Annotated in this window: 8 protein-coding genes; 4 read left to right on the top strand and 4 right to left on the bottom strand. The window is 70.8% G+C overall.

Going from position 1 to position 11,314, the window contains the following annotated elements; translation table 11 throughout:
- Nucleotides 1-219: 219 nt before the first annotated feature.
- The 3 genes from ABD332_RS39880 to ABD332_RS39870 are packed head-to-tail and all read right to left on the bottom strand — an operon-like array spanning nt 220 to nt 4,079.
- A complete protein-coding gene (locus ABD332_RS39880) occupies nt 220-1,362 on the bottom strand; it encodes an aminotransferase class I/II-fold pyridoxal phosphate-dependent enzyme (protein ID WP_344508657.1) in 1,143 nt (380 codons plus the stop codon).
- Nucleotides 1,363-1,365: 3 nt separating this feature from the next.
- The gene (locus tag ABD332_RS39875) at nt 1,366-2,757 is read right to left on the bottom strand and encodes a nucleotide disphospho-sugar-binding domain-containing protein (protein ID WP_344508655.1); all 1,392 of its coding nucleotides are present in this window, start codon (nt 2,755-2,757) and stop codon (nt 1,366-1,368) included.
- Nucleotides 2,758-2,789: 32 nt separating this feature from the next.
- Nucleotides 2,790-4,079, bottom strand: a complete 1,290-nt coding sequence (locus ABD332_RS39870; RefSeq protein ID WP_344508943.1) for an FAD-dependent oxidoreductase — start codon at nt 4,077-4,079, stop codon at nt 2,790-2,792.
- Between the two features lie 269 nt (nt 4,080-4,348).
- On the opposite strand from ABD332_RS39870, the gene ABD332_RS39865 reads away from it, so the two are divergent.
- The 3 genes from ABD332_RS39865 (at nt 4,349) to ABD332_RS39855 (ending at nt 9,007) form a co-directional block, all read left to right on the top strand.
- Complete coding sequence (locus ABD332_RS39865; protein WP_344508653.1) at nt 4,349-5,626, top strand: MFS transporter; 1,278 nt, start codon at nt 4,349-4,351, stop codon at nt 5,624-5,626.
- 250 nt (nt 5,627-5,876) lie between these two features.
- Nucleotides 5,877-7,910: a peroxidase family protein gene (locus ABD332_RS39860; protein ID WP_344508651.1), complete on the top strand. Its 2,034-nt coding sequence runs from the start codon at nt 5,877-5,879 to the stop codon at nt 7,908-7,910.
- A 26-nt stretch (nt 7,911-7,936) separates the two neighbouring features.
- Nucleotides 7,937-9,007: a glycoside hydrolase family 113 protein gene (locus tag ABD332_RS39855; RefSeq protein ID WP_344508649.1), complete on the top strand. Its 1,071-nt coding sequence runs from the start codon at nt 7,937-7,939 to the stop codon at nt 9,005-9,007.
- 57 nt (nt 9,008-9,064) lie between these two features.
- On the opposite strand, the gene ABD332_RS39850 is transcribed toward ABD332_RS39855, so the two are convergent.
- A complete protein-coding gene (locus tag ABD332_RS39850; RefSeq protein WP_344508647.1) occupies nt 9,065-9,511 on the bottom strand; it encodes a hypothetical protein in 447 nt (148 codons plus the stop codon).
- A gap of 319 nt (nt 9,512-9,830) precedes the next feature.
- Here ABD332_RS39850 and ABD332_RS39845 point away from each other — a divergent pair, with 319 nt between their 5' ends.
- The gene (locus tag ABD332_RS39845; protein WP_344508645.1) at nt 9,831-11,144 is read left to right on the top strand and encodes an acyltransferase family protein; all 1,314 of its coding nucleotides are present in this window, start codon (nt 9,831-9,833) and stop codon (nt 11,142-11,144) included.
- The last annotated feature ends 170 nt before the right edge of the window (nt 11,145-11,314 follow it).

The raw sequence follows: 11,314 nt of genomic DNA, 5'->3' as shown, positions 1-11,314 counted from the left end.
GTCGTGGTGCACAACCATCCCTGCCGTCGTGGGTCGCCGTCGCCGCCGCCGGCGTGATCCAAGTCGTGTGGTGGTCGTCCGGGCGGCCAGGACCGTCCTTCGATCAAGCCGGGCGGGGCAGGGCCAGGCACACCGTGGCAGGGTCGTGGACGGGAAGGCATGCGAAGCCGCCCCGCCTGGGGGGAGGCGGGGCGGCTTCGGGGGGAGGGGGAGGAGCGGTCAGGCGGCCAGGCGTTGGCGGAGCGGGAGGCAGGCGGTGCGGATGATGTCGCAGATGCCGGCGATCTCCGCCGGGCCGATCGAGGTGCCGGTGGGCAGGGACAGGACGCGGTCGCACAGTGCCTCGGTCCGCGGGAGCGGCAGGGGCGTGTGGCGGGCCCGCTTCGAGCGGTACGGCTCGATGTCGTGGCAGCCGGGGTAGAAGTACTTGCGGGACAGGACGTTGTGCTCCAGCAGCAGGTCGTGCACGGCGTCGCGGGCGTCGGTCTCGATGACCACGTACTGGTGGTTGGCCCGCTCGCCGGGGGCCTGCCGGCGCAGCGTGACGCCGGGGACGCCGGCCAGGCCGTCCTGGTAGAGCATGGCATTGCGGCGGTTCACGTCGATGAAGTCCTGCATCGACTCCAGGGACGTGAGGCCCATCGCGGCCGACGCCTCCGTCATGCGCCCGTTGATGCCGAGGTACGTCTGCTCGCGGTGCTCGTCCAGCCCCAGGTTGCGCATCGCCCGGGCGGCCTCGGCCAGGTCGGGGTCGTTGGTGACGATGGCGCCGCCCTCGAAGCTGTTGAGGTACTTCGTGGCGTGGAAGCTGAAGATCTCCGCGTCGCCGAAGCCGCCGATCGGCCGGCCGTGGTAGGTGCAGCCGAGCGCCTGCGCGGCGTCGAACAGCAGGATCAGGCCGTGCTGGTCGGCCAGGGCGCTGAGCTCGTCGATGTGGCAGGGGCGGCCGAAGACGTGCACGCCGATGATGGCCTTGGTGCGCGGGGTGATGAGCCGCTCGACGTGGTGCGGGTCGAGGGTCACGGTCTCGGTGTCGACGTCGGCGAAGATGGGCACCGCGCCGATCCACTCCATGGCGTGCGGGGTGGCCGGAGAGGTGAACGACGGCACGATCACCTCGTCGCCGGGCCCGATCCCGGCCGCCTTCGCCGCGATCTGGAGGCCGACGGTCGCGTTGGCGACCGGGACGCAGTAGCGGGCCTGTGCGACGGCCGCGACCCGCGCCTCGAACTCCTGCACGAGCGGCCCGTTGTTGGCCAGCCAGAGGCGGTCCAGGGCGCCGTTGATCCGGTCGAGGAAGCGACCGCGGTCACCGACGTTCGGCCGGCCCACGTGGAGGTGCTCAGCGAACAGCGGCTGCATCGCTCACCGGCCCTTTCGGAAGGAAACGAGGCCCTCGAAGATCTTGACGACCTGCGCGGGCGCGGGGGTGGCGAGCCAGGTCTCGTAGATGTCGTTGGCGCCGTCCTGGTAGACGCCCTCGCCGGCGACCTGGAGGATCAGCTTGCCGATCTCCTCGACCGTCAGCGTGCGGTGGTTGAGCCGGGCCCCGGCGTGGTTGGTGATGACGTACTCCGACGTCCAGGTCGCCTCCAGCTTCTTCGCCGGCACGATCCACTGGGTCGTCTCGACCTCGGTCTCCTCGCGCACGCCGAACTCCCGGCCGATCGTGTACGTGGGCGCCTCGACCTTCTCCTGCCGCATCAGCACGGACTCCTCGGTGTCGCAGACGAGCTGCGGCACCCGGAAGGCGCGGCTGGCCGCGAAGGTGCCCATGCCGCCGTGGTGGATGATCGCGGAGCAGGTCGGCAGGAGCTGGGTCAGCGGCAGCCAGTCGACCACCACGACGTTGTCCGGGATGGACTCCAGGCCCTGCAGCTGCAGGGAGTTGAGGGTGGCGATGACCTCGATGTCCAGGCCGGCGACCGCCTCGAGGATCTTCGGGGTGCGGTCCCAGTCGCCGGGGACGAAGCGGCGCGTCGACTCGCCGAGGGTCAGCGCGACCCGCGGGCGGCGTGGCGGCTCGTTCAGCCACGCCGGCACGGTCTGCGCGCCGCTGTAGGGCTCGTACCGCATCCGCACGACCTTCTCGGTGGTCGGCGGCCCGAAGCGCTCCGGCATCGGGTCGAGCGTCCACTGGCCCAGCATCAGCTCCCGGTCGACCTCGAGCCCGTAGATCTCGGCGATCGGGCGCATGACGTCGGCGAGCGGGTTGGCCGACAGGCCGGCCGCCACGAGCTCCGCGGCGTGCTCCTCCAGCCGGTCGACGCTCCACGCGATCTCGTCCGGGCCGAGCATGAAGCGGGCGTGCGCGGCGCCGCTGGCGGCCGCCGCCACCGGGCCGGCGTAGAACAGCTCGTCCCACAGCACCAGGTCGGGCTTCCACGCGCGGGCGAAGGCGACCAGGTCGGCGCACTCCGGCAGGTCGGTGCGCACGTAGTCGGCGATCGGGTTGAGCAGGTACTGGTAGAAGGTGATCCAGTGTTCGCGCTCGACGGCGTCCAGGCCCATGACGTCGGCGTAGCGCAGCACCTCGGCGGCCTCGGCCGGCCGGCGTGCGTCGTCGCGCAGCCGGGCCTCGTGCGAGTCAGGGTCGCCGAGCGGCACGGGGGTCAGGCCGGTCGCCGCGATCTGCGGCATGAAGCCGGCATGCGACGCCACCCGGACCTCGTGCCCGGCGCTCTGGAACGCCCATGCCAGCGGCACGATCGGCAGCAGGTGCGCGACCGAGGGGTACGGGGTGAACAGGACTCGCATCGGAAACTCCTTCATGGGGCTAGGCGGGAGCGTCAGGCGGCGCGGGCGGGCCTGGGCGCGCCCAGGACGCGGCGCATCATGGCGGGGCGCATGAGCGCGGTGGGCGGGTCGACGAGGCCGGCGACCCGGAAGAACGCGGCGGTGACGGTGGGGTCGTTGACGGCCGCGGCGTGCAGCCGGGCCATGTACGCGTTGCCCATCCGGGTCTGGAAGGTGCGCTCGCCCTCGACGCCGGGGAAGCCCAGGTCCGCGCCGGCCGAGATGGTCCAGGACGCGTCGACGACCTTGGCGATCTCGCGGAAGAAGCGGCGCGCGTCGGGCACCGAGCCGTGCGCGAGCATGTTGCGCAGCGTCCACGCCTCCAGCGCGGCGACCGTCATGCCCTGCCCGTAGACGGGGTTGAAGCTGCACACGGCGTCGCCGAGCACGAGCAGGCCGGCGGGGAAGGCGCGCATCAGCTCGTACCGGCGCCGGACGCTGGCGGGGAACTTGAACGTCACCGGGTCGTCGAGCGGCTCGGCGTCCTGGATCGCCTCGTAGATCTCCGGCGCGGCGAGGGTCTTGGCGAACGCCATGAAGCCCTCGGGGTCGGTCGGCGGGTGGTCGCCGAGGATGCCGGTGAGCGACAGCTGTGACGAGCCGTCGGCCAGCTTCGGGAAGAACGCGCCACGCGGGTTCGCCGGGCTGGCGACCGGGTTGATGGACAGGTCGGTGCCGTAGGGGTCGTTCTTCAGGCGGAAGTGCCGGGTGGTGTACGCGAGGTCCACCTTGACCTTGTCCTCGGCCGGCCGCCCGTAGCCGAGCTCCTCCAGCCACGCCGGGGTCCGCGAGCCGCGGCCGGTGCTGTCCACGACGAGGTCGGCGTCGAGCGTCGCCGCGATGCCGAAGTCGTCGCTCTGCACCCGCACCCCGGTGACGCGGCCGCCGGCGCCGGTGACGAGCCCGTTGATGGAGAAGCGCTCCATGAAGTCCACATTGGACAGCTCGGCGACCCGCGCCCGGACGTGCGCCTCCAGCTGCGGCCGGGTCGCCGACACGCTCAGCAGGTCGGCGCTGCCCGGGGCGAGCCGGCGCCCGTTGAAGTACCAGCGAAGGTTGCCGGCGATGTCGCCGGCCGGGATGCCCGCGTCGATCAGTTCCTGGCGCAGCCCCGGGAACAGCTCCTCCAGGATCTGCTGCCCACGGGCCAGCAGCGCGTGTGCGTGCCGCGCGTGGGGCACGCCGCGGCGCGGCCGGTCCACGCCCACGAGCGCGTCACGGTCCACAATGGACACCTGACTGAACGACTCGGCCAGGACGCGGGCGGTGAGCAGCCCGCCCATGCCTCCGCCCAGCACCACGGCACGGCCTCCGACATGATCGGCCACAGCGGGTCACCTCCTGCAATCGCCGGGCAATTTTGTCCAAGTAGCGTCACACCGCCGCGCGGCGGGCCGCATCTCCTGAAATGCGTGCCGCCGGGGCCGTCGCGGGTCGGCACGGCGGGAGATGCGGGCTGCCCCCGCTGCGGCGACAGTGCGGTGTGAGCGGTGCAGCGGTGACGGAGGGTCCCGGGCTCGCCCTGGTGTGCGTCTATGAAAGGAGATCGACGATGACCATCTCCGAAGCGGCCTCGGAACAGACCGGCGTTGCCGCCGTCCCCGCGCTGGAGGAGCCGACCCGTCGCGTCACCGGACGGTGGATCCTGCTGTGGTCACTGGCCAACTTCATGCTGTCCGGCCTCGTGTACGGCGCTGCCTCGGTCGTCGGCCCGCAGCTGGCCGAGCGGGTCGACCCGGCCGGCAAGGTCGGCATGTTCGCCCTCGCGGGAGTGCTGACGGGGCTCGTCGCCCTGCTCCTCAGCCCGCTGTTCGGGGCGCTGTCGGACCGCACCACGGCCCGCTCCGGCCGCCGGCACCCGTGGATCCTGGCCGGCGCACTGGGCACCGGCGCGGTCTTCGCCGTGCAGGCGTTCCAGACCACGGTCGCCGGCTACCTGCTGACGGCCGTCGCCGCGGGCGTGGCGATCGCGGTGCTCAGCACGAGCCTCGTCGCGGTCGTGCCCGACGACGTGCCGGTCCGGCAGCGGGCGACCGTGTCGGCCTGGGGCGGCGGCGTCGGCGGCTCGCTGGGCCTGCTGGTGTGCATCTCGCTGGTCGCGGTGGCGGTCACCGGCGTCACCGCCGGCTACGTGACGATGGGCGTGCTGATGGTGCTGGGCGTGCTGCCCTTCGCGCTGTTCACCCGGGGCACGGCGCTGCCGCGCGCGCAGCGGGCGCCGTTCACGTGGCGGGCGCTCACCGGCTCGCTGTGGGTCAGCCCGCGGCAGCACCCCGACTTCTGGTGGGCGATGAGCGGGCGCTTCCTGTTCTTCCTCGCCAACGGGCTGTTCTCCGGTTATCTGTACTTCTTCCTGCAGGACGAGATCCACTACGCCGACCCCGCCGTCGGTGTCCTGCTGCTCAACACCGTGTACGTCATCGTCGCGTCGCTCGCCAGCGTGCCGATGGGGCGGATCTCGGACCGCCGGCTGCGGCGCAAGAACCTGACGATCGTCAGCGCCGCGCTCCAGGCGGCCGCGTGCGCCACCCTGGCCGTGTCGCTGACGTGGACGGCGGCGCTGATCGCCGCGGTGCTGCTCGGCCTCGGCTTCGGCGTCTACATGTCGGTCGACCAGGCGCTGGTCACCGAGGTGCTGCCGGAGGCGGCCGGGCGGGGCAAGGACATGGGCCTGATCAACCTGGCCGTCACGCTCGCCGGGCTGCTCGCCCCGGCGCTGTCCGGCCCGGTGATCCTGCACCTCGGCGGCTACTCGACGCTGTTCTGGCTGGCCGCCGTCGTCGGCGTCGGCTCGGCCGTGCTCGTGCGCCCCATCCGCGGCGTCAGGTAAGGGATCGACCGCGGATCGAGCGGCTCTGGAGCGCCGGTCCAAGCGGGCGAGGCCGCACGTGACAAGAACTCGATGCCCGTTGATGCAGTGAAGACTCGGGTACGTCCGGACGCCGGCACGCCGAAGCGGTCCTCAGCGGTGAGGGTCCGATGTGGACCGTGGTGCCGGGCGCCAACCGTGCATCTGAGAGGGGAGAGCCATGGTTCAGTCCAGTCGCGCCCGCGGGCAGCGGATCCGCCGAGGAGGTGCGTTGGTCCTCGCGTTCGTGACCGCGAGCGTCATGGGCACCGGCGCGTCGGCCGAGGCCGCCGCGCCCGGCGGCGGCATCTTCGGCATCGTCGAGGCGCAGGGCCTCGACGGCGGGACCAACAACCGGTCGCACCCCGAGTGGGGACGGACGAACACCATCTACCCGCGGGTCGGCGACCACCACTACGCCGACGGGGTCAACCAGGCGCAGGGCGGCCCGAACACGCGGTACATCAGCAACCGCGTCATCAACGGCGGCTCGCAGCAGCTGTACTCGGAGCGCGGGGTCAGCCAGTGGGGCTTCGTCTGGGGCCAGTTCCTGGACCACACCATCGCCCAGCGGGTCGGCCGGCGCCAGACCGGTCCGTCCGGCGAGGAGGCGAACATCCCGTTCAACAACGCCGACCCGCTGGAGTCGTCCCGCAACGACCTCGGGTTCCTGTTCTTCGAGCGCTCCATCGCCGAGGAGGGCACCGGCGTCACGGTGCCGCGCGAGCAGATCAACGCGATCAGCTCCTACATCGACGCGGCGACCGTCTACAGCAACGCCGACGCCCGCCTGGACTGGATGCGCGAGGGCACCGTCGACGGCAACCCGGCCAACAACGGGGCGCGCCTGCTCATGCCGGGCGGCTACCTGCCCCGCGCCGCCAGCCGCGGCAACTGGGAGACGGCGCCGCCGATGGTCGTCGGGTCGCTGTTCGCCACCCCGGAGGTCGTCGCGGTCGCCGGTGACCAGCGCGCCAACGAGAACCCGGGGCTGCTGGCCACCCACACGCTGTTCAACCGCGAGCACAACCGGATCGTGTCGAAGCTGCCGTCGTGGATGTCGGAGCAGGACAAGTTCCAGGTCGCCCGCGCGGTGCTCATCGCCGAGCTGCAGTACATCACCTACCAGGAGTTCCTGCCGTCGCTCGGCGTGCGGCTGCCCGCCTACAGCGGCTACAAGGCGGACGTCGACGCCGGGGTCACCAACGAGTTCGCCACCGTCGGGTACCGCGCGCACAGCATGATCGGCACGCACTACACGATGAAGGGCGAGCCCGGCCGGTGGAGCCAGGCGGACCTCGACTACTTCGCCTCCGTCGGCGTCACCGTCAAGAAGACCGGCAACCAGGTCGTGCTGTCGGTGCCGATCGGCGAGGAGACGTTCTTCAACCCGGACCTGCTCGAGCGGCTCCAGCTCGGCCCGGTGCTGCGCGGGGTGAGCTCGATCCCGCAGAACAAGAACGACGAGATCATCAACGACCTGATGCGCAACGGCAGGTTCGACTTCTCCGGCAACCCCGGCTGCGCCGAGGACCCGTCCGGCCCGACCTGCATCGCCGGCGTCAACGACCTCGCCGCGGTGGACATCGAGCGCGGCCGCGACCACGGCCTGGGCACCTACAACCAGCTGCGGGCCGCGTACGGGCTGCCGCCGAAGACGTCGTTCACCGCCATCACCGGCGAGGCGACGCAGGAGTTCCCGGCCGACCCGCTGCTCACCGCCGGCAACGAGATCAACGACCCGAACATCATGGACTACACCGCCCTGTACGACATCAACGGCCACGCCACGACCGCCCAGGCCGACAACGCGGTCCGCGGCGTGCGGCGCACCACCACGGCGGCGCGGCTCAAGGCGATCTACGGCACGGTCGACCAGGTCGACGCGTTCACCGGGCTGATCGCCGAGAAGCACGTGCCCGGCACCGAGTTCGGCGAGCTGCAGCTGGCGATCTGGAAGCACCAGTTCCAGGCGCTGCGCGACGGCGACCGGTTCTTCTTCGCCAACGACCCGCTGCTGCCGCTGGTGCGCAACCTCTTCGGCATCGACTACCGGGTGAGCCTGGGCGACGTCATCGCCCGCAACACCGACATCCCGCGCAGCCAGCTGGCCCGCAACGTCTTCCTCACCCCCGACCAGCAGCGCAGCGCCCAGCTGCCGTCCGCGCCCGGTGAGCGGCTGCTGCCCGGCCCGAACACCCGGCAGCTCACCGTCGGCTGGAGCCTCACCTCGACCGGCCCCCGCCGCAACGAGCTGAACCCCTGACCCGCAACCCCAGAGAGGACGCAGACATGTTCACCTACCGTGGCGTCGCCTACGACGTCGGCTCCAACTTCGCGACCGGGCAGGGGGAACTGTCGCGGACCGTCGGCGACGACGAGATCCGCGCCCAGATCGCGATGATCGCGCAAGCGCTCAACGCGAACGCGGTCACCGTCTACGGCACCGACCTCGGCCGCCTCGAGACCGCGGCCCGGGCGGCGATCGGGCACGGCCTGCACGTCCTGCTGGACCCGCGGCTGGTCGACCACCCGCGCGAGGAGATCCTGGCGCACCTGGCCGACGTCGGCCGACTCGCGGAGACCCTGCGCCTGGAGGGTGCGAGCGTCGCGCTGACCGTCGGCGCCGCGCACACCATCTTCACCGGCGGCATCACCCCCGGCGAGCACTACCACCAGCGCATGGCGAACATCTACTCCGACAACGACCACTACCTGCTGAGCCCGCAGAGCGCCGCCGACCTCGCCGACGCCGCGCCGCGGCTCAACGCCTTCCTCTCCGAGGCGGCCACGGTGGCCCGCGGCGTCTTCAACGGCGAGATCAGCTACTCGGCGGCGCCCTTCGAGCAGGTCGACTGGACGCCGTTCGACGCGATCGGGCTCATGTACTACTACCAGCCGCGGTACCTGACGCCGGAGCAGCACGCGGCGGAGATCGACCGGTACCGCAGCTGGGGCAAGCCGATCGACATCGCCGGCTTCGGCACCGCCACCTACCGCGGCGCGGAGGAGAAGGCGTTCTTCTTCTGGGACGTGGTGGACCGCAGCGACTTCGACGAGCTGAAGATCCTCGACGGGATCGTGCGGGACGAGGAGGCGCAGGCGGCCTTCCACACCAAGATGTTCGGCATCTTCGACGAGGCCGGCATCCGCGGGGTGTCGGTCACCGACTTCATCCACCCGACGCACCCGCACTCGCCGGACGACCCGCGGCTGGACCTGGACACGGCGAGCCTGTGCATCGTCAAGACGATCCGGGAGCGCATCGCCGACCCCGCGTCGCCGTACACGTACGAGCCGAAGGCGTCGTTCCACGCGATCGCCGGCTACTACGGCTCGTTCAAGGCCGCGGCCGTCGCCTGAGACGGACACGACGACGGGCCGGGTGCGCGCACCCGGCCCGTCCCTGGTTTCCGCGCCCTACTTGACCTTCGTCATGTTGGACGTGTAACCGCCGCCGCCCGGGTAGACCCAGGCACCCTCGTTCTTGGTGCCGGTCTTGTCGAAGGTCCCCTGGAAGTACGCGGGGGAGTCGCGGACCCCACCCCAGATCGTGAGCGTGCTGCCGTCCTCGCTCACCTCGTAGACATAGTCGTAGGTCTCGCCGTCGGAGCCGTAGAAGCGGGACATGATCTCCTCACTCGGCTCCTCCGCGCCGAACGGGAGCAGCCGCCCGATGACCTCCAGCCCGACGATGTGGTGATCGTTGAGCGTGATGTCGACGTGCTGCAGCACGAACTTCTCGCCCGGGCCCCACTCGTAGGTCACCGTGCCGGTCGCGTCGCCGCTCACCTCCCAGGTGCCGAGGAGCTTCTCGAGCCGGCGCAGCGCGGCGTCCTGCTTGGTCTCGGTCTTGGTTTCAGTCATGGATCTCCCCTGTTCGCGGATTCCGGTAGCCCTCGCGGCATGACGATGATCGACCGCATTTCCGGGCCCGGCCAGCATAGTCCGATGCGCGTGACGGCCGCACCGAGAGCGCGGCAGCCGGGTCGAACTGCGCAATCTTGAATACGTCCCGTCATCCGTAGGAGTGAGATTCTGCAAGCGAGGAAGGGGCGCGCACGGCCCCTTTCGCCACTGGACGCCGGTGTGACCGGCGGGGATATCCGAGCGTTGCGACGGCGATTCTCGACGATTAACCGGCCGCATTTCCGCTGCTGTGCCGATGAACAGATGAGGAGCGAGAATGACGGCACCTATCGCCGCCGGCGTGCGCACCGAGAACGCCGGCGAGACCAAGCGTGACCACAAGCTGGAGGGCTTACGCGGCTACCTGGCGCTCGGCGTCGTGGTCTACCATGTCGCGTTCTACGCCGGACTGACCAGCTTCCTGGACCTGCCGACGCACGGCATCTGGACGGTTCTCGCCGACGGTCTGTCCGTCTGCCTGGCGCCGTTCTTCGTGCTCTCGGCATTCTTCCTCTACCGGCCCTTCGCCCGTGCCGTGCTCGCCGGCACCAAGCACCCGCCGGCGCGGCCCTTCTGGTGGCGGCGGTTCCTGCGGCTGATCCCGGCCTACTGGGTGGTGGTCACGTTCGCGCTGCTCGTCTTCGACATCAACAAGATCGACGGGTTCTGGTACGCGGCGCGGCCCTACCTGCTGATGCACTTCTACTGGCCGAACGCGCCGTGGATCACCGGTCTCGTGCCGACCTGGACGGTGCCGGCGGAGATGCTGTTCTACCTGATCCTGCCGGGCATCGCCGTGCTCATCGGCCGGTACGCGCGCAAGGCCGCGACGCTGGAGGCGAAGCGGCGGCGGATGCTGGTGCCGCTGACGCTCTTCGCGGTGATCGGCTTCGCGTGGACGGTCTACACCAACGTGCCGTCGCAGCTGGACACCGCGGTCGTCTACAACCTCTGGTACTGGCCGTTCGGTTACTACGACGCGTTCGCCATCGGCATGCTGCTGGCGACGGTGTCGGCGTACCACCAGGTGAGCGGCAAGACCCCGCGCAGCTACGCGTTCGTGGCCAAGCACCCCAACGTGCTGTGGGCGCTGGCGCTGGTCGTCTTCGTGGTGAACCTGAACCGGTTCTTCGGCAAGCTCGGCATGGGCGACTGGGCGTCGTTCAACCAGGAGCTGGTCATCCACGCCCTGGTGCTGCTCTTCGCGGGCCTGATCGTGGCGCCGCTGACGGTCCCCGGGGTGCGCTCGCGGCTGATGGACATCACCCTGAACCCGCGGCCGATCCGGTTCGTGGGGCGGATCTCGTACGGCGTCTACCTGTGGCACATGGTGGTGGTCTCGCTGCTGCTGAAGCAGGGGCCGCTCTTCGGCAACACGCCGGGCTTCGGTCCGGAGCTCTACGGCGCGGCGAACTTCTGGTGGCTGCTGACGTGGACCACCGTGGGCACCATCGCGGTGTCCGCCGTCAGCTACTACCTGCTGGAGCAGCCGCTGTCGAAGCTGGGCCGGCGCAAGCCCGACCCGGCCCCGCCGGCGGCGGAGCCCGCGGTCAAGACGGGCCAGGCGGTCGAGGTGCCGGCCGCACCGTGACGCCCCGCGCATGAGGAGGGCCGGTCCGATCGGACCGGCCCTCCTTGCTGTCACGTGCTTCCGGCCGCGTGTGCGGCTTTCCTGCACGTGCATCTCCTGCTGCCGCACGCTTCCAGCTGCGCGTCCTTCTCTGGCTGCACGTGCATCTCTTGCTGGCGCGGGGTTCCCGC

This window comes from Dactylosporangium maewongense (genome assembly GCF_039531485.1).
Taxonomy (GTDB): Bacteria; Actinomycetota; Actinomycetes; order Mycobacteriales; family Micromonosporaceae; genus Dactylosporangium; species Dactylosporangium maewongense.
Note: the sequence above shows the minus strand (reverse complement) of the source record. Positions and strands in the feature narration are given on the sequence as shown.

Excerpts from the sequence above, each read along its gene's own strand:
- ABD332_RS39880 (WP_344508657.1), bottom strand. The coding sequence starts at position 1,362 with ATGCAGCCGCTGTTCGCTGAGCACCTCCACGTGGGCCGGCCGAACGTC.
- ABD332_RS39855 (WP_344508649.1), top strand. The coding sequence starts at position 7,937 with ATGTTCACCTACCGTGGCGTCGCCTACGACGTCGGCTCCAACTTCGCG.
- ABD332_RS39870 (WP_344508943.1), bottom strand. The coding sequence starts at position 4,079 with ATGGGCGGGCTGCTCACCGCCCGCGTCCTGGCCGAGTCGTTCAGTCAG.
- ABD332_RS39875 (WP_344508655.1), bottom strand. The coding sequence starts at position 2,757 with ATGCGAGTCCTGTTCACCCCGTACCCCTCGGTCGCGCACCTGCTGCCG.
- ABD332_RS39865 (WP_344508653.1), top strand. The coding sequence starts at position 4,349 with ATGACCATCTCCGAAGCGGCCTCGGAACAGACCGGCGTTGCCGCCGTC.
- ABD332_RS39845 (WP_344508645.1), top strand. The coding sequence starts at position 9,831 with ATGACGGCACCTATCGCCGCCGGCGTGCGCACCGAGAACGCCGGCGAG.
- ABD332_RS39850 (WP_344508647.1), bottom strand. The coding sequence starts at position 9,511 with ATGACTGAAACCAAGACCGAGACCAAGCAGGACGCCGCGCTGCGCCGG.